Genomic DNA, 18,493 nt, shown 5'->3' with positions numbered 1-18,493 from the left:
GGGGCGGTCCCGCCGCGCGCGCCGCAGGCAGGACGGGTTCAAAGATACCAATTCGAGGAGACTCCAATGAAACCCCTACGCAGCATGCTGATCGCGGCCGCACTCGCGGCCGGCGGCGCGGCCCAGGCCGCACCGCCCATCAACCTGGTCATCCCCACGCCGCCCGGCGGGGGCACCGACGGCTTCTTCCGCATGGTGGCGCGCGCGGCGGAACCCCACCTCGGTGCCAGCATCATCGTCAACAACGTCGGCGGCGCCGGCGGCAGCATCGGGCTGAACCGCGTGGTGCGGTCCGCGCCGGACGGCACGACCGTCGCCGCCGTCTGGACCAACCCGATCACCGTCGCGCCCCATACCCTGAAGGTGCCTTACGGACTGCACGACTACACCCCCATCCTGGAACTGAGCAGCACGCCCTATACGCTGTGCACGAAGCCGCAATTCCCCGCCAACACCGCCCGGGAATTCCTGGACCTGCTCAAGCGCAACCCCGACAAGTACACCTACGGAACCGACGGTCCGGGCGGCCTGGCGCAGATCGCGGCGATGCGCGTATTCGCCACCCAGGGCATCCGCCAGCGCGACGTCCCCTACAAGGGCGCCGGCGAGACGCTGCTGGCCACGCTGGGCAACCAGGTGGACATCTACGTGGGCTCGATCCCGCCCATTCTTCCGCACGTCGAAAGCGGCCAGGCGAAATGCTTCATCGTCACCCAGGCCGACAAGGTCGCCCTGCTGCCGAAGGCGGCCAGCCTGACCGACCTGGGCATCCCGGCGCAGGAGACCGTCCTGTGGCGCGCGCTGATCGTGCCCAACCAGACGCCGCAGAAGGTCATCGACAACATCACGCAGGCCTTCATCAAGGCGATGGACGCCCCCGAGGTGCAGAAATTCCTGAAGGACAACGCCGAGAAGGTCCATATCTACAAGCAAGCCGAACTGCGCCAGCGCATCGACGCCGAGTACGAAGCCATGGGCAAGATCATCCAGTCGCTGGGGGTCAAGGGCTCGAACTGACGCGGCGGGGCGGCAGCGCGGGCGGGCGGCGCCTCGTCCGGCCGCGCCCGGCGCCACGGCGGCCCGCGCCCTCCGAGGGCAAGCGGGCCGTCCCCATGACCCGTCGAAGTTACAAAAAAATTCCGCGACGCATCGGACCGATTGCTGCGGCGCACATGGCTTGCAATTCCCTTTCAAACCTTCGCCATCGGCCAGCGAGCGGTCGCAAAACCCGCGCCGCATATTGCTGCGCAACATGTTGCACGCACCCCGCATCCACGGGAAAACACGAGGTAACGCCACGGCGACGCTTGGTTAGGATGCATCCGTCCGCAGTCGCGCCCCGGCGCCATCCATCCCATACGTTGTCCGATGCATTCCTCTGACGATCCGGCAGAACCCGTCGAGCCCATCATCCCCCCCGAGCCGGATCCGGCGGTCAAGGTGCCGCTGGCCATCGAAGACTGGCTGGCCGTCATCGTGCTGGCCGCGCTGGCGCTGATCACCTTCGCCAACGTGCTGGTCCGGTACTTCACCGACCAGTCGTTCGCCTGGACCGAGGAAATCTCCATCTTCCTGCTGATCGTGCTGACCATGGCGGGCGGCGCGTCGGCATTCGTGCGCAATCACCACATCCGCATCGAGATCCTGGCCGACAAGGGCTCCGCCAGACGCCAGAAGCTGATGGCGCTGGCCGCCACCGGCTGCGTGCTCGGATTCTTCGTGCTGTTGACCGTGCTGTCCACGCGGCTGGTGTACGACGAGTTCATCTACGAAGAGACTTCGCCCGCCATCGGCGTGCCGACCTGGTGGTATTCGATCTGGATGCCCATCATGGCCGGGGCCATTTCGCTGCGCGTGCTGGGCATGCTGCGCCGCCTGCTCCGCGAAGCGCCGGCATCATGATCGCCGGCATCCTCTTCGCGCTGTTCATCGCGCTGATGCTGGTCGGCACGCCCGTGGGCGTGGCCCTGGGTCTGGCGGGCACCGTGGCCATCGTGCTGTCCAACCTGGACGTGTCGTGGTTCGGCCTCTTGGCCGTGCCGCAGAACTTCTATGCCGGGCTGGCCAAGTATCCGCTGCTGGCCATTCCGATGTTCGTGCTGGTGGGCTCGATCTTCGACCGCTCGGGCGTGGCGAAACGCCTGGTGGACTTCGCCATCGCCATCGTGGGCCGCGGCCCGGGCATGCTGCCCATGGTGGCCATCATGGTCGCCATGTTCCTGGGCGGCATCTCGGGTTCCGGCCCGGCCTGCGCGGCCGCGGTGGGCGCGGTGATGATCGCCGCCATGTCGCGCGCGGGCTACCCGGGCTCGTTCTCGGCCGCGGTGGTGGCGGCCGGCGCGGCGACCGACATCCTGATCCCGCCCTCGGTGGCCTTCATCATCTACTCGGTGCTGGTGCCCGGCGCCTCGGTGCCCGCGCTGTTTGCGGCCGGGATGGTGCCCGGCATCCTGACGGGGCTGGCGCTGATCGTGCCGGCCGTGTGGCTGGCGCGCCGCCACAAGCTGGGCACGCTGGAGGCCCACCTGCCCCGCCCGCCCTTCTGGGCCAGCCTGCGCGACGCGCTGTGGGGCCTGGCCGCGCCGGTGCTGATACTGGGCGGCATGCGCATGGGCTGGTTCACGCCGACGGAAGCCGCCGTGGTGGCGGTGTTCTACGGCCTGTTCGTGGGCATGTGCATCCATCGCACCATCAAGGTCCGCGATCTGTTCACTATCCTGCGCGAGGCCGCCGAGCTGTCGGCCGTGATCATGATGGTGGTCACGCTGGCCGGCATCTTCGCCTGGGCCCTGTCCACGCTGAGCGTGATCGATCCCATCACCCACGCCATCGTCAATTCGGGCCTGGGCGAATGGGGCGTGCTGGCCCTGATCGTGCTGCTGTTGATGACGGTGGGCATGTTCCTGGACGGCATCTCGATCTTCCTGATCTTCGTGCCGCTCTTGATGCCCATCGCCAATGCCTACGGCTGGGATCCGGTGTGGTTCGGCGTGATCCTGACGCTGAAGGTGGCGCTGGGCCAGTTCACGCCGCCCCTGGCCGTGAACCTGATGGTGTCGTGCCGCATCGCCCGCGTGCCCATGGAGTCCACGGTGCGCTGGGTGGTGTGGATGCTGGCGTCGATGTTCCTGGTGCTGGTCGCCGTGCTGATCTGGCCACAGCTGGCGCTGTGGCTGCCGCAGCGGCTGGGTTACTAGGACAGTGCGGGAATCGCGGGACAACAACGATGGCAACGGCCTGCCGGCCGCCCAAGGACAAAAGAGAGGAGAACGACCATGAAACTGAAGCAACTGCTGGGTGCCGCCCTGTGCGCCGCGGCCGCGTTCGGCGTGATGCCGGCGCAGGCGCAGAACTACAAGTCCGAATACAAGCTATCCATCGTGGTGGGCACGACCTTCCCGTGGGGCCAGGGCGCCGAGATCTGGTCGAACCTGGTGCGCGAGCGCACCAGCGGCCGCATCAACATCAAGGTCTATCCCGGCACCTCGCTGGTCCAGGGCGACCAGACGCGCGAGTTCACCGCGATCCGCCAGGGCGTGATCGACATGGCCGTGGGCTCGACCATCAACTGGTCGCCGCAGGTCAAGCAGCTGAACCTGTTCTCCCTGCCCTTCCTGATGCCCGACTACGCCGCCATCGACGCGCTGGTACAAGGCGACGTGGGCAAGGAAATGGCCAAGCTGGTCGAGAAGGCGGGCGTGGTGCCGCTGGCCTGGGGCGAGAACGGCTATCGCCAGCTGAGCAACTCGAAGCAGCCCATCACCAAGCCGGCCGACATGAAGGGCATGAAGCTGCGCGTGGTGGGCTCGCCGCTGTACATCGACACCTTCACCGCGCTGGGCGCCAACCCCACGCAGATGAGCTGGGCCGATGCCCAGCCGGCGCTGGCCAGCGGCGCGGTCGACGGCCAGGAGAATCCGCTGTCGATCTACACCGGCTCGAAGCTGTACAACGTGGGCCAGAAGTACCTGACCCTGTGGAACTACGTGGCCGATCCGCTGATCTTCGTGGTGAATCGCGACGTGTGGAACTCGTGGACCGAGAAGGACCGCGAGATCGTGCGGCAGGCCGCGCAGGAGGCGGCCAAGCAGCAGATCGTCATCGCGCGCAAGGGCGTGACGCCTGAAGACGCGTCGCTGCTGAAGGAGATCGAGGGCCACGGCGTGACCGTCAACGCGCTGACGCCCGAGCAGCACGCCGCCTTCGTGTCGGCCACCAAGCCCGTCTACGAGAAATGGAAGAAGCAGATCGGCGAAGACCTCGTCAACATGGCCGAGAAGGCCATCGCCGCCCGCAAGAAATAAGCAGCAGCCCAGGGGAGATGGCGGCGCCAGACGTCGCCCATCGCGGGCATGGAACGTAGAGTCCTGCCCATCGGCGGGTGCCGGTCAAAAGCCGGCACCCGTTTTTTCTTTTGCGATGCCGGATGGGCGGGCGGATGCGCGGCGGCGCCGGCGGGCTCAGCCGCGCAGAAAGCCCTGCACCAGCTCCGCGAACTCGCGCGGCCGCTCCTGCATGGGATAGTGGCCGCAGTTCTTCATGACGTGCAGGCGGGCGTTGGGATGCTGGACCATGAAGGTGCGCTGCATCATGTCCACGTCCAGGCCCTGGTCGTGCTCGCCCGCCACCACCAGGTAGCGCGTGGGCAGGCCGTGCACCGCCTGCGCGAAATTGGCGTGCACGAACATGTCGAGGTACGGCACGCGCGACTTCGGCGCGGTCGACTGCCTGTGCCGCAGCAGCTTGGCCTCGACCTGGTCGGCGGGCAAGCCGGGCGCCACCACGCCCACCAGGCGGCGAAAGGCGTCGTCGTCGGTGGCCACGGCGCGGAAGAACGCATAGGACGGCGGATCCAGCGGCTTGCCGGCCGCCGACACCGCGCAGACCGCGATGGCGCCGGCCACGCGCTCGGGCGCATCGGCCGCGATGCGCTGCGTCGCCAGGCCCGTCATCGAATGACCCATCACGTAGAAGCGCTGCCAGCCCAGCCGGTCGGCCAGTGCCAGGCAATCGGCGGCGATCTCGTCGACCGTGTACGCGCCCGGCAGGTGCATGGAGGACCCATAGCCGCGCAGGTCGGCGAAGACGTAGGTGAACGCGCTGCCGTCCAGGTGGGGAATGATGGCGTCGTAGTTGGCGCGGTCGCCGAGCCAATCGTGCAGCACCAGCACGTGCGCGGGACCGCTGCCGTATTGCACGTAACCCAGCGCCGCGGGGGTGATGCTGGAAGGCGGGTTCATTTCAGACGCTCCCTGATATGAGGAGGAAGTCAAAAAGAACCGCCCTCCCGGCGGACCGGGAGGGCGTCTTCAGAGAGACTCAATCGTATTGACGCGCGGCTGTGCTGTCAACGAACGGGATGGCGGCTGCGGAGGGGATGACCCTGTGCAGGTGCGGCACGCGGCATGCCATGCGCCGGGTCCGATAGCCGTGCCATCACTCGGGATAGCGGACTTCCAGGATGTCGAGCTCGTCGACGCCGCCCGGCGTGCGCAGCACGACGGTATCGCCCTCGCGCGCCTTGGTCAGCGCGCGCGCCACCGGCGAGATCCAGCTGATGCGGCCGGCCAGCGGCTCGGCCTCGTCCACGCCGACGATGGTGACGGTGTGTTCCTCGCCGGCCTTGTCCACGTACTGCACGGTGGCGCCGAAGAACACCTGGTCGCGATTGGGCTGCAGGGCAGGATCGACGACCTCGGCGATGTCCAGGCGCTTGGTGAGGAAACGCATGCGACGGTCGATCTCGCGCAGGCGCTTCTTGCCGTACAGGTAGTCGCCGTTCTCGGAACGGTCGCCGTTGGACGCGGCCCAGGACACCACCTGCACCACGGACGGACGCTCGACGTTCATCAGGTGCGTGAGTTCGCCGCGCAGGCGCTCGTAGCCCTGCGGGGTCATGTAGTTGCGCGTGCCGGCCGGCAATGCCGCGGCTTCGGGGACGTCGTCCTCGTCGTCGCGGTCGGATTCTTTGACGAAAGCCTTGTTCATGGGGGGAATATATCGCGGACCATGGAAGCTGGCCCGAAGCAAACATCGGGTTGGGCCGGATCAGGTCTGGCCGGGTAGCCGCACAGCGCTAGACCCAGTCGTGCCAGACCGTCTTCAGGTCGGGGGGCAGCATGGGCAGCATGCCCAGGTCGGCCTTGCTCTCGCGTTCGCTGTGGAAGTCGGAGCCGCGCGAGGCCAGCATGCCGTAGCGGCGTGCGACGTCGGCATACTGGCGGGCCTCGTCGGGCGTGTGGCTGCCGGTGACGACCTCGATGCCCTCGCCGCCCAATTGCATGAACTCGTCGAACAGCGCGCCGAACTGCACGGGCGTGTACTTGTAGCGGCCCGGATGGGCGATGACGGCGCGGCCGCCCGCGCCGCGGATCCAACCCACGGCGTCGGCCAGCGTCGCCCACTGCATGGGCTCGTGGCCGGGGCAGTCATCGCCCAGGTATCGGTTGAACACGGTCTGCACGTCGGGGCAGTAGCCGGCCTCGACCAGGTAGCGCGCGAAATGCGTGCGGCTGATCAGCTCGGGGTTGCCCGCGAACGGCAGCGCGCCTTCGTAGGCGCCTGGCATACCCATGCCGGCCAGGCGTTCGCCGATGCGCTTGGCGCGCTCGGCGCGGCCCGAGCGCGTGGCGCGCAGGCCCGCGACCAGGGCGGCGTTGGCGGGGTCGAATTTCAGGCCCACGATGTGCACGGTCTGCTTCGCCCAGGTCACCGAGATTTCGGCGCCGGGGATGAAGCGCATGCCCAGTTCCCGCGCCGCCTGCCCGGCCTCGGCCAGGCCGCCGATCTCGTCGTGGTCGGTCAATGCCCACACGTCCACGCCATTGGCGTGCGCACGCCGCGCCACCTCGGCCGGCGGCAAGGCGCCGTCGGAAACGGTGGAATGGCAGTGCAGGTCGAAGTTGAGCATGGCGGTGTCCATGGCCGTATTGTAGAGGCGGGTGGGCGGGCGAGCCACCATGACATCGCGAACGGGGACGGAGCGGCGGCGCGGCGATGTGAGCGGCCGCGCTGCGATGTGGCCTGCGGCATCGGCGGACGGCCCGCGCAGCGTCGCCGCATCCGGCCGCGCGCGACGTGGGCGCCGGGCTCGCCCGCCGCGCCCCGGCAAGGTTCAGGCCTCGTCCAGGAACCGCGTCACGGGCTCGATCTGGTCCGCCGCCATCAGGGTCGGCGCATGCCCCACGCCGTCGAACGACACGGCGCGCGCGCGCGGATTGCGCTTCTGCATCTCGGCCAGCGTCGCCTCCGACAGCAGGTCGGATTGCGCACCGCGCAGGATGAAGATGGGGCAGTCGACGGCATCGTAGGCCTGCCACAGCAGCTGTTCGCCGGCCGACAGCACCTCGGGGCCCTGCGCCGCCATCGGCACGGCCACGCCCAGGTCGTAGTGCTTGACCCACTGCCCGTCGCGCTCGCTATAGACGCGGCGCGTGAAGGTTTCCCATTGCGCGTCGGTATGCGGGCCGAAGGTGGCCGAGCTCTCGCGCACGGCCTGCACGGCCTGCGCGAGGGTGGCGTATTCGCCCTTGGCGCCCACGTATTCGCCGATGCGCTGCAAGGCCTGCGCGTCCAGGCGCGGGCCGACGTCGTTCAGCACCAGCTTGTCGAAACGGATGCCGCCCGTGGACGGCAAGGCCTGCGGGTGGCCGCCCGTATAGGCGCCGCCGGCCCGGATGGCGCGCGCCATCGTGGCCGAGCCCGACAGCGCCATGCCGATCAGGCCGCCCATCGAGGTGCCCACCCAGTACAGCCGCGCGGGCCGCAGGCGCGCCAGCAGCGTGACCATGTCGGCCGCGTACTGCGGGATGGTGTAGAACGCCGGATTGGCCAGCCAGTCGGATGCGCCGCGGCCCACCACGTCGGGGCAGACGACGCGGTAGCGGCCGGCCAGCTGTCGCGCCAGTTCGTCGAAGTCGCGGCCCGTGCGGGTCAGGCCATGCACGCAGACCACGACCTGGTCGTTGGCCGGATCGCCCCACTCCCAGTAGGCCATGCGGTGCAGGCCGGCCGGGCTGGCGCAGGTGACGTAGTCGAGACGGGGTTCCAGCATGCTGAGGGCTCCGAGGCGGGGTGATGGATCTGCGAGGGGTCATCTTATCGCCATGCGATGGGGCGCGGCTTGGGCGGAGTCAAAGGCGGCCACGGTGCGCGCGTGGTGCCTGGCGTCCGGCGTCCGGCCACGCCGCCATGCAGGGATGAACGGATGCGCGGACGACCGCTAGGGCGCCGGCAACGGCGCATGCCAATACCGCCGCGCCACGTCTCGATGCGCCACTACCGACAGCCCCGCTTCCGTCGATGCCACGACGACGGCCCCTTGCAGGTCCGTGCGCCACAACGGCGACCCCGCCGCGCGCCAGCGCGCCATCACGGGCCCGGACGGATGGTGGAAGCGGTTCAGGTAGCCCGCCTGCACGATGACGTGCGCCCCGCCCGCGGCCCTCACCAGCGCTGCCCCGGACGACGTGGACGAGCCATGATGCGGCGCGGCCACCACGTCCACGTGCGGCATCTCCTGTGCATAGATCGCTTCCTGCGCGGTGCCCGCGTCCCCGGGCAACAGGGCGGCGTGCGTGGCGCCCTGCACCAGCAGCACGCAGCTGCGTGCGTTGTCGTCGCCGTCGCGCGCGCCCTTGCGCACGCGGCCCGGCGGCGGATGCAGGAAGCGGAAGGCGACGCCGTCGGCCTGCCATTGCACGCCGGTCTCGCAAGCCTGCGCGTCAGCGGGCATGGCGGGCGGCTTCGCGGCCGGGTCCCGTTGCAGCGCTCCCTCGCGGCGCAGATGCGCAGCGATGTCGAACGAGGCATATGACGTCCGCACCGGCATGGCCTGCAGGATGCTGCGCAGGCCGCCCGCGTGGTCCACGTCCGCGTGCGACACCACCAGCGTGTCCAGCGACCGGATGCCACGTGCGTGCAGGTACGGCACCACCACGCGCTCGCCCGCGTCGGTGCCGTCGTAGCGGCGCGGACCCGTGTCGTAGACCAGCGTCCGCGTGGCCGTCTCGATGACGATGGCCATGCCCTGCCCCACGTCCAGCGCGGCCATGCGCCATTCGCCGGGCAACGGGCGGTCGGGCCGCCAGCACAGCAGCGGCAGCGCGAACACCCATCCCAGATGCCGCAGAGGCCAGCCACGTACCTGCATCGCCCACACGCAGCCGAACAGCGCCAGCCCCATCAGCGGCCAGGGCGCGGCCGCCACGTCGACGCTGGCCCACGACAACTGCGCGATCCCCGTCACGGTCACCATCGCTGCCTCGAACACCGCGTGCCCCGCCCAGCCGGCCAGCCACGCCGCCGGCTGCGCGCCCGGCACCACGGCCAGCACCGCGCACAACATCGCCAGCGGCGTCACCACCGAACCGATCAGCGGCACGGCGATGGCATTGGCCAGCGGCGACGACAAGGACACCTGATGGACCAGGAACGCCAGCAGCGGCGTCAGCGCCAGCGTGATGGCGCCTTGCACGCGCACGAACTCCCGTACCAGGCCGCGCAGGCGTTCGCGCAGTCCATCCGGCTTTTTCGTCTGCCGCTCGGCCACGCGCATCAGGACGGCCACCGCGCCGTAGGACAGCCAGAAGCCCGGCGACAGCAAGGCCCATGGGTCCATCGCGACCACGCAACCGCCTGCCAGTATCAGAATGCGCGACGCCCCCAGCGGCAGGCGCGACCAGCCCGCCGCGGCCACCACGGCCAGCATGAAGAAGGTGCGGCGCGCGGGCACGCCCCAGCCGGCCAGCAGGCAATAGCCCAGCGCCACCCATAGCGCCACGATGCTGCCCGCCAGTTGCGCGGGCAGGTATTCGGCCAGGCCGGTGCCGCGCCAGCGCGCGCGGCGCCACAGCCATGCGCCCAGGAGGCTGCTGCAGGCCGCCAGCAGGGTGATGTGCATGCCGCTGATGCCGATCAGGTGCGTGATGCCGGTGCGGTTGAACACGTCCCAGTCGGCGCGCGCCACCCCGGCCTGGTCGCCGATGGCCAGCGCGACCAGCACGGGACCGTAGCGGTCGCCTTCCAGCGCCTGGCGCATGCCCGCGCGGATGCGGTAGCGCAGCCGTTCGATGGCGATGCCGACGGATGCCCAGGGCTGGTCTTCGATCAACACCGGCCTGCCACGCACGGTGCCCACGGCGCGCACGCCGTCGGCGAAGTCGCGCAGTTCGGCATCCCAGGCATACGGATTGGCCGCGCCGTACGGCCGGCGCAGCACCAGCGCCATGCGCCAGCGCTGGCCGGGCAGCACGTCGGGCAACCGGTCGACCTCGCCGGGCCGGGCGCGCCACGCGATGCGGATGCGGGCGGGGATGCCGTCCGGGCGGCCGTCGTCCACCTGGGCCATGAAGCGGCGCTGGCCTTCGTCGTCCTGCGGCAGGCTGGTGACCTGCACGGTCAGGCGCGTGACGTGGTCGTGGTGGCGGTCGGCCAGTTCGTCCGACAGGCGCGCCTGGGCCTGCAGGCCGGCGTTGGCGATGCCTGCGAGCAGGCCCGCGGCGAGGATGCAGGCATGGCGCGGCAAGCGCCGGCGCCAGGCCACGCGGACCGCGGCGATGCCCGCCAGCGACGCGGCGCCCGCGGCGAACCACAGCCACCCCATGGCGGGCAGACGGGCCATGGTGTGGATGGACCCATTGCCCAGCATGAATGCAATCAGGAAGAAACGGCCGGCGATGGCAAGGCTCCGAAAGCCGGCAGCTTATCGAAGCGCGATGGGCATCGGGACACAGGGAGATCATTCGATCACCGCACGTCGTGCCGGCGCCGGTGGGCGTGACTTCGCCCCAGGGCAGCCTGTCGCGCCGACGTGGCCGGACGTGCCTGTGCCGCGAGGCAGACCGCTCAGGCTCGCACGGCCCGGACCGTTCATGGCATCCCTGCCGAGTCCGCCCGCAGGCCATCACCCCAAGCCGCCCGTCGGCCTGTGAAATGGATTCTAAAATCCAGGCGTTCAATCGGAATCCACGGAATTCATTTCCCACCATGTACTCCTCCGAACGCCTCAAGGGCATCGACGTCTTCGTCGCCGTGGTCGAGGCGGGCAGTTTCACCGCCGCCGCCGAGCGCCTGAACCTGACCAACTCCGCCGTGGGCAAGGCCGTGGCGCGGCTGGAAGCGCGGCTGGGCGTCAAGCTGCTTGCGCGCACCACGCGCAGGCTCGCCCTGACCGACGCCGGCCTGGCCTTCCATCGCACGTGCCTGCGCGTATTGGGCGAACTGGAAGACACCGAGGAAATCCTGAAGGCGGAGAACACCAGCGTCGCGGGCCGCCTGCGGCTGGATCTGCCGGCCACCTACGGCAAGCTGCGGGCCATGCCGCGGATACTGGATTTCCTGGAACAGCATCCCGCCGTGGTGCCGCAGATCTCCTTCACCGACCGCTTCGTCGACCTGCACGAGGACGGCGTGGACGTGGCGGTCCGCATCGGCGGCAGCGACACCTGGCCCGCGCAGATCGGGCATCGCTACCTGGGCCATGAGCGGCGCGTGTTCTGCTGCGCCCCCGCCTATCTGACCAGGCGGGACGGCGAGGTCGGTTCCCTGCGGGCGCTTCAACAGTGCGACGCCGTGCTGTACAGCCGCGCGGACGGCACGCCCAGCCCGTGGTTCATCCAGCGCGACCAGGGGCCGGTCGAACACCATCTTCCCGTGGCGCGGCTGGAAGTCGGCAGCGCCGAGGCGCACGTCGAGGCCGTGCTGCGAGGCTTCGGCGTGGCGCAATTGCCGACGTGGCTGATCGACACGCATCTCGAAAGCGGGGAGCTGGTCGAGCTGGCGCCGTCCCTGCGCGTGCAGGGCTTGCCGCTTTACGTGCTGTGGCTGCGCAGCCGGCAGGTGTTGCCCAGGGTGGATCTATTGATCGAGCACCTGGCCAGGACCTTGCGCATATAGGCCGGTCAAACAATAGAGGAACCAAGTTCCTGAATGCCTGGAATTTCCATCGGCGATGGAAACCCGGTTCCCGAATATGCTCCGTGGCTTCGTTCAAGCAGCTGGAGCCTCATCTTGACCCACGCACGCGCGGCGCAGTTGCCGCCGACCGCCGAGACGGCGCCCGACCAGACAGGCAGCGCCACCACGCTGGTGCTCGCGGTGGCCGCCTTCGTCATCGTCACCACCGAGTTCCTCATCATCGGCCTGCTGCCGCCGATCGCCCGCGACCTGTCGATCCCGATCTCCACGGCGGGCCAGCTGGTGACGCTGTTCGCCTTCGTGGTCATGGTGTGCGGACCGATCCTGACGGCGTGGCTGTCGCATTGGGAACGCAGACAGCTTTTCGTGCTGATCCTGCTGCTGTTCGCGGGCTCCAACGCGCTTGCCGCCCTTTCGGCCAACTACTGGATCCTGGCCGTCGCGCGCATCATCCCCGCACTGGCCCTGCCCGTCTTCTGGGGCACGGCCAGCGACACCGCGGCGCAGATCGCGGGCCCGGCGCGCGCCGGCCGGGCGGTGTCGACGGTGTATTCGGGCATCTCGGCGGCCATGCTGTTCGGCATCCCGGTCGGCACGCTGGCCGCCGATGGCATCGGCTGGCGCGGCGCCTTCTGGCTGCTGGCGGGGCTGTCGCTGCTGTGCGCGCTGCTGCTGTGGACGCAGATGCCGCGCCAGGCAGCCGCCGCGCGCGTGAGCCTGAAAGAGCAGGCCCGGATCTTCAAGGATGCGTTCTTCGTCGGCAACATCGCGCTGTCGGCGCTGGTCTTCACAGCGAATTTCACGGCGTACACCTATCTGGCCGATATCCTGGAAACTGTCGCGCACGTGCCGCCGGCGCAGGTGGGATGGTGGCTGATGGGATTCGGCGCCATCGGCCTGGTGGGCAACTGGCTGGGCGGGCGCGGGCTCGAACGATCCGCGCTGAAGGCCACCGGCCTGTTCACGCTGCTGCTAGCCGTGGGCATGGCGTCGACCATGCTGTTCGCCGCGCACTGGAGCGCGCTGGTCCCGGCGCTGGCGCTGTGGGGCATCGCGAACACCGCGCTGTATCCCATCTGCCAGGTGCGCGTCATGCAGGCCGCGCCGAGTGCCCAGGCGCTGGCCGGCACCTTGAACGTCTCGGCCGCCAACGCGGGCATCGCGCTGGGCGCGGTGGCGGGCGGCGCGAGCATCGCGGCGTTGGGCCAGCAGAACCTGGGTTATGTGGCCGCGGCCATTGCGGTGGCGGCCGTTCTGTCGATCGGAGTGGTCCGGCGCCTGAAGCCGCGCTGACGCCGGCTGGTCGCGACGGCGCAGGTCGGGCGGCCACGGCGGCATCCTCGCCCGGCGCCTTCGCCTGCCGCCGGCAATCGTGCGGCGGCCAACCGCCCCGGATCAGCCCGCCTGCGCCGCCGTGTGGTCCAGCAGCCGGTCCACGATCACCAGGATCTGCTGGGCGGCATCGTCGATGTGCTTTTCCAGCAGGGCTTCCGCGCGCTCGACCTGTCCCGTGCGGCACAGCGCGATCATCTCCATGTGTTCGCGGTGCGCCTGCTGCCGAATCGGCGCGTTGACCACCTGGAAACGGAAATAGCGTTCCGACTTCTCGTGCAGCGCCCTCACCATGCCGAGCGCCGCGGGGCGCCCGGCCGCGCGGTACAGGTTCTCGTGCAGCGCCCAGTTCATCGCACCCCACTGGCCGGGCTCGATGGCAACCATCTCCTGCACCAGCTTTTCCGCGCGCTGCAGGTCCGCTTCGGAGATATTGGGGATGGCCTCGCGGAAGATCCAGGGTTCCAGGCGCTTGCGGATGTCGAAGAACTCGCGCACCTCAGCCTTGGACAGCATGGTGACGAACGCACCCTTGTGCGGCACCGTGTCCACCAGGCCCTCGGCGCTGAGCAGGCGCAGGGCCTCGCGGATGGGGATGCGGCTGACGCCGAGTTCATCGGCCAGCAGTTCCTGCCGCAGCGCCGTGCCCGGCGGGAATTCGCCCGACAGGATGCGGTCGCGCATCGCATCCGCCGCCAGTTCGGTCGTGGTCTTCCTGACGATTTTCGTTCGAGAGGCGGGCTGCATGGATAGGTACGATCCGGGAAGTTCAGGGAAAACCCGAGAAGACACGCGAGGTCTGCTTGGTTTACCTTGATTATATTGGATCCAAAATCCTCCGGCCAGGAGTCCGTTTTCCTAGCCGGCGACCTACAGCGAAAAGCGCTGTTTTTTTACGCCGAATACGATTGGATCCAATATAAAGTACTTTTTATCCTTACCTGAGGCGCCCACCGTCGCCGCTCCGTCTTCACAGGAAAATCATGACGATTCAATGGAATGGCGTGTTTCCCGCCGTCACCACCAAGCTCAAATCCGACTTCACCCTGGACGTGGAGGCTATCCGCGCGGGACTGGAGCGCCTGATCGAAGGCGGCGTCGCCGGCGTCGTGATGATGGGTATGGTCGGCGAGAACGCCCAGCTGTCGCCCGAGGAGAAGCTGACGGTGCTGCGCACCGCCAAGGAGACCGTGAAGGGCCGCGTGCCCATCATCTCCGGCCTGGGGGAGACCAGCACCGAGAAGGCCGTGGCCTACGCCAAGGAAGCCGAGAAGCTGGGCATAGACGGCCTGATGGTGTTCCCGGGCCTGACGTACAAGTCGGACACGCGCGAGACCATCGCGTTCTACCAGGCCGTGGCGCGCGCCTCGAAGCTGGAGATCCTGCTGTACAACAATCCGCGCGGCTATGGCGTGGACCTGACGCCCGACGTCGTCGAGCAGCTGCTGGCCGAGCCGACCATCGTGGCGATCAAGGAAGAGTCGTACGACACCACCCGCGTCACCGACCTGATCGCCCGCTTCGGCGACCGCCTGAACGTGGTGTGCGGCGTGGACGACCTGATCCTGGAAAGCGCCGCGCTGGGCGTGACCGCCTGGGTGTCCGGCATGGCCAATGCCTTGCCTCGCGAGTCGGTGCAACTGCTGGACCTGGCCGTGGCCGGCGACCTGCCCAAGGCACGCACGCTGTACCGCGCGCTGACGCCCCTGTTCCACCTGGACACCGTGGTCAAGCTGGTCCAGCACATCAAGCTGGCCGAGAACCTGATCAGCGGCTCGGCCGAAACCGTGAAGCCGCCGCGCCTGAACCTGGAAGGCGCCGAGCGCGAACGCACCATCGCCATCGTCAAGCAGACCCTGGCCGACCTGAAGGCGCTGGGCTACTGACGAGGCCCGCCTACCGAAGGCCCGCGGCGGGCCAGGCCTTGCACGGCGAGTCCCGGCCTGCCCGACCGAGCGCACCCCCGAACGAAGAACATCCACAAGCAAGGGAACACATCATGTCTCACGTCGCAGCCAGATTGGAACGCATCCCGTTCTGCCGGGCGCACTTCAAACTGCTGGTCATGGGGGGCCTGGGCTTCGCCTTCGAGGCCCTGGACGCCGGCATCATCGCCTTCATTCTTCCGGTGCTGCGCACGCAGTGGAGCCTGTCCAGCCTGGAAGTGGGCTTCCTGGCCAGCAGCACCTACATCGGCTTCCTGATCGGCGCGCTGCTGGCGGGCCTGCTGGGCGACCGCTTCGGACGGCGCGGCGTGATGATGTGGGCGCTGGCCATCTTCTGCGTGATGTCCATCGCCAACGCGATGACGCACGACTGGCACCTGTTCTTCCTGTTCCGCATGCTGGCGGGCATCGGCATGGGCGCGGAAGGCGCCATCATCGCGCCCTTCCTGGCCGAGTTCGTGGCCAGCAAGTACCGCGGTCGCTTCACGGGCGCGCTGGCCGGCTTCTTCTCGTTCGGCTTCGTGGCCGCGGCCCTGCTGGGCTACTTCATCGTGCCGCTGTCGGACAACGGGTGGCGCTGGATCCTGGTGATCAGCGCGGTGCCCGTGGTGGTGCTGCTGTGGTGGCGCCATGCGCTGGACGAGTCGCCGCGCTGGCTGGAAAGCCAGGGCCGGCACGACGAGGCCAGCGCGGTGGTGGACCGCTTCGAGGCCCGCGCCGAAGCCGCGCTGGGCCGCCCGCTGCCGCCCATGCCGCCGCGCGTCGAGGACGACGCGCAGATCACTCGCGCCAAGACGTCCTTCCTGGAGCAGTTCAAGGTGCTGTGGTCGCCCAACTGGCGCGGCGTGACCGCCATGACGTGGACGTTCTGGCTGTCGATCACGTTCTGCTCGTACGCGTTCTTCACGTGGATTCCGGGCCTGCTGGTGCAGCAGGGCATGACCATCACCAAGAGCTTCGGCTACTCCATCGCCATCTACCTGGCCCAGATCCCGGGCTACTACTCGGCCGCATACTTCAACGACAGGATAGGCCGCAAATACACCATCGTGATGTACATGGCGTTCGCCTGCGCGTCGGCGATGGCGCTGGTGTTCGTGAAGGATCCGACGCACGTGCTGATCGCGTCCATCCTGCTGTCGTTCGGCATGAACGGCGTGAACGCGGGCCAGTACGCCTACACGCCCGAGCTCTATCCCACCAGCATCCGCGCCACGGGCATGGGATCGGCCTCGTCGTTCGCGCGCCTGGGCGCCATCGCCTCGCCCACCATCGTGGGGGCCATCTATCCCGTCCTGGGCTTCGGCGGGGTGTTCGGCATGACCACGGTGGTGCTGCTGACGGGCGCGCTGGTGGTGCTGATCTTCGGCATCAACACCAACAACCGCACGCTGGAGGACATCTCCCGCACCCGCGAGCAACAGGGCCTGTAGGCCCGGCCGACCGAGGACCGACGCCATGCCGCGCCCCGCCCCTACCCCGCTGCTTTCCCTGGCCCGCGCGCTGGCGCAAGGCGCGGACGACGACGTCGTATGGCAATGCCTGGACCGAACGCTGGCCGAATCGTACGGGCATGGCCTGTTCACCCTGCTGGCCTACAACCGCTCGGCCGGCGTGATGCAGCGCCTGTACAGCAGCCGGCCGGACATCAACCCGGTGGGCGGCATGAAGCGGGTCACGCAGTCGGCGTGGGTGGACAGCGTGCTGGTGCGTGGCGAGGGTTATCTGGGCTCGTCCGCCGACGACATCCGGGCCGTGTTCTCGGACCACGCACTGCTGCTGTCGCACGGCCTGCAGAGCGTGCTGAACGTCTCGGTGCGGCTGGACGGCGAGGTGCTGGGCTCGCTGAACCTGCTGCACGGCGCGGCGCACTACGACGCGCTGGACGTCTCACAGGCCAGCGTCGCCGCGCAATTGATCGCCCCCAGGCTGCGCAGGCGGGTCGACACGCTGTCGGCCGACGCCTCCGTGGAAGGCCTGGAATCCGTATGAAGCGTGAAGTCTGAAGGAAAACCGATGATTGTCTTGAAGAACGCCAAGCTGCTGGACGTGTCCCATCGCGACGAGGACGTGCGCTACAGCGTCGTCGTGTCCGGGAACCGCATCGCCAAGGTGGTGGCGGGCGACGTGGACGAGGGCCGCCTGGATACGACCGGCGTGGACACGACCGGCGTCCAGGTGATCGACGTCGGCGGCAGGACCGTGATGCCGGGCCTGATCGACTGCCACGTCCACGTGATCGCCTCCGTGGCCAGCCTGGGGCTCAACGGCAAGCTGCCCAACGCCCTGGCCATCCTGCGCGCCGTGCCCATTCTGCAGGCCATGCTGCATCGCGGCTTCACGTCCGTGCGCGACGCGGGCGGCGCCGACTACGCGCTGTCCTGCGCCATCCAGGACGGCACCATCGACGGCCCGCGCCTGTTCGTCAGCGGCAAGGCGCTGTCGCAGACCGGCGGCCATGCGGACTTCCGCGACCGCTTCGATTTCTCCGACCCGGACCCGTGCGGCTGCAACCGCAACGCGGGCGCGATCGGACGCGTGGTCGACGGCGTGGACGCCATCCGCAAGGCCGTGCGCGAAGAGATGCGGGCGGGCGCCAACCAGATCAAGATCATGGCGTCCGGCGGCGTGGCCTCGCCCACCGATCCCATCGGCAACCTGCAGTTCTCGGTGGACGAGATCAAGGCGGTGGTGGAAGAGGCGCAGTCGCACCAGACCTACGTGATGGCGCATGCCTACACCTCGGCCGCCATCAAGCGGGTCGCCGCCCTGGGCGTGAAGACCGTGGAGCACGGCAACCTGGTGGACGACGAGGCCGCGGCCGTCATGGCCGAGCACGGCACCTACGCCGTGCCGACGCTGGTCACCTACGACGCCATGAACCGCTTCGGCGCGCAGCAGGGATTGTCCCGGGACGTGCTGGCCAAGAACGAGAACGTGCGCCTGCAGGGCCTGAAGGCGCTGGAGATCCTGGCGCGCCACGGCGTGAAGATGGGCATCGGCACGGACCTGCTTGGCGAGATGCAGCAGTGCCAGGCCGAGGAGCTGACGCTGCGCGCCGCGGTGCTGGGCAACTACGAGGTGATCCGCCAGGCCACCGCGATCGGCGCCGAGATCCTGGACCGCGCGGGCGAACTGGGCGTGATCGCCGAGAATGCGCTGGCGGACATCCTGGTGGTGGACGGCGACCCGCTGGCCGACATGTCGGTGCTCGTGCACAACCAGGGGGAGAGAATCGTGGGCATCATGAAGGACGGCGCCTGGGTGAAGGACCCCGGCGCGGCGCTTGCCTGAAAGGC

16 protein-coding genes are annotated in these 18,493 nt (G+C 68.8%); 10 read left to right on the top strand and 6 right to left on the bottom strand.

Annotated features, from left to right (window positions below; genetic code table 11):
- Positions 1-66 precede the first annotated feature (66 nt).
- The 4 genes from FS845_RS09815 to FS845_RS09800 all read left to right on the top strand — a co-directional run bounded on the left by FS845_RS09815 (position 67) and on the right by FS845_RS09800 (position 4,304).
- Complete coding sequence (locus tag FS845_RS09815) at positions 67-1,017, top strand: Bug family tripartite tricarboxylate transporter substrate binding protein (protein WP_144633673.1); 951 nt, start codon at positions 67-69, stop codon at positions 1,015-1,017.
- A 351-nt stretch (positions 1,018-1,368) separates the two neighbouring features.
- Positions 1,369-1,902 (top strand): TRAP transporter small permease, encoded by a 534-nt coding sequence (locus tag FS845_RS09810; protein ID WP_144633670.1) that lies wholly within the window; start codon positions 1,369-1,371, stop codon positions 1,900-1,902.
- On the top strand, positions 1,899-3,197 hold the full coding sequence (locus tag FS845_RS09805) for a TRAP transporter large permease (protein ID WP_144633667.1): 1,299 nt from the start codon (positions 1,899-1,901) through the stop codon (positions 3,195-3,197). The genes FS845_RS09810 and FS845_RS09805 overlap by 4 nt, the downstream gene beginning before the upstream one ends.
- 78 nt (positions 3,198-3,275) lie before the next feature.
- Positions 3,276-4,304 carry a DctP family TRAP transporter solute-binding subunit gene (locus tag FS845_RS09800; protein WP_144633664.1) on the top strand — a complete coding sequence of 343 codons (1,029 nt, stop codon included), beginning with the start codon at positions 3,276-3,278 and terminating at the stop codon, positions 4,302-4,304.
- A gap of 156 nt (positions 4,305-4,460) precedes the next feature.
- On the opposite strand, the gene FS845_RS09795 is transcribed toward FS845_RS09800, so the two are convergent.
- The 5 genes from FS845_RS09795 to FS845_RS09775 all read right to left on the bottom strand — a co-directional run bounded on the left by FS845_RS09795 (position 4,461) and on the right by FS845_RS09775 (position 10,648).
- Complete coding sequence (locus FS845_RS09795) at positions 4,461-5,240, bottom strand: alpha/beta fold hydrolase (protein ID WP_144633661.1); 780 nt, start codon at positions 5,238-5,240, stop codon at positions 4,461-4,463.
- Between the two features lie 196 nt (positions 5,241-5,436).
- Complete coding sequence (greB, locus tag FS845_RS09790) at positions 5,437-5,988, bottom strand: transcription elongation factor GreB (RefSeq protein ID WP_144633658.1); 552 nt, start codon at positions 5,986-5,988, stop codon at positions 5,437-5,439.
- Between the two features lie 88 nt (positions 5,989-6,076).
- On the bottom strand, positions 6,077-6,922 hold the full coding sequence (locus FS845_RS09785) for a 3',5'-nucleoside bisphosphate phosphatase (protein ID WP_144633655.1): 846 nt from the start codon (positions 6,920-6,922) through the stop codon (positions 6,077-6,079).
- A gap of 192 nt (positions 6,923-7,114) precedes the next feature.
- Complete coding sequence (locus tag FS845_RS09780) at positions 7,115-8,053, bottom strand: alpha/beta fold hydrolase (RefSeq protein ID WP_144633652.1); 939 nt, start codon at positions 8,051-8,053, stop codon at positions 7,115-7,117.
- A 168-nt stretch (positions 8,054-8,221) separates the two neighbouring features.
- Positions 8,222-10,648: a DNA internalization-related competence protein ComEC/Rec2 gene (locus FS845_RS09775; protein WP_260986228.1), complete on the bottom strand. Its 2,427-nt coding sequence runs from the start codon at positions 10,646-10,648 to the stop codon at positions 8,222-8,224.
- A 338-nt stretch (positions 10,649-10,986) separates the two neighbouring features.
- On the opposite strand from FS845_RS09775, the gene FS845_RS09770 reads away from it, so the two are divergent.
- On the top strand, positions 10,987-11,895 hold the full coding sequence (locus FS845_RS09770) for a LysR family transcriptional regulator (RefSeq protein WP_144633649.1): 909 nt from the start codon (positions 10,987-10,989) through the stop codon (positions 11,893-11,895).
- A gap of 114 nt (positions 11,896-12,009) precedes the next feature.
- Positions 12,010-13,209, top strand: a complete 1,200-nt coding sequence (locus FS845_RS09765) for an MFS transporter (protein ID WP_409929281.1) — start codon at positions 12,010-12,012, stop codon at positions 13,207-13,209.
- 102 nt (positions 13,210-13,311) lie between these two features.
- Here FS845_RS09765 and FS845_RS09760 read toward each other — a convergent pair whose 3' ends face one another.
- Positions 13,312-13,995, bottom strand: coding sequence for a GntR family transcriptional regulator (locus FS845_RS09760; RefSeq protein WP_144633643.1), 684 nt, complete (start codon positions 13,993-13,995; stop codon positions 13,312-13,314).
- Positions 13,996-14,231: 236 nt separating this feature from the next.
- Here FS845_RS09760 and FS845_RS09755 point away from each other — a divergent pair, with 236 nt between their 5' ends.
- The 4 genes from FS845_RS09755 (at position 14,232) to FS845_RS09740 (ending at position 18,488) form a co-directional block, all read left to right on the top strand.
- On the top strand, positions 14,232-15,134 hold the full coding sequence (locus FS845_RS09755) for a dihydrodipicolinate synthase family protein (protein WP_144633640.1): 903 nt from the start codon (positions 14,232-14,234) through the stop codon (positions 15,132-15,134).
- A 113-nt stretch (positions 15,135-15,247) separates the two neighbouring features.
- Positions 15,248-16,627: an MFS transporter gene (locus FS845_RS09750; protein WP_144633637.1), complete on the top strand. Its 1,380-nt coding sequence runs from the start codon at positions 15,248-15,250 to the stop codon at positions 16,625-16,627.
- Between the two features lie 25 nt (positions 16,628-16,652).
- Positions 16,653-17,186, top strand: a complete 534-nt coding sequence (locus FS845_RS09745) for a GAF domain-containing protein (RefSeq protein WP_144633634.1) — start codon at positions 16,653-16,655, stop codon at positions 17,184-17,186.
- Positions 17,187-17,210: 24 nt separating this feature from the next.
- Positions 17,211-18,488 (top strand): metal-dependent hydrolase family protein, encoded by a 1,278-nt coding sequence (locus FS845_RS09740; RefSeq protein ID WP_144633631.1) that lies wholly within the window; start codon positions 17,211-17,213, stop codon positions 18,486-18,488.
- Positions 18,489-18,493: the final 5 nt, after the last annotated feature.

It is taken from the genome of Bordetella genomosp. 13, from assembly GCF_007679965.1.
Classification (GTDB): Bacteria; Pseudomonadota; Gammaproteobacteria; order Burkholderiales; family Burkholderiaceae_B; genus Bordetella.
This window is presented reverse-complemented; position numbering and strand designations above follow the sequence as displayed.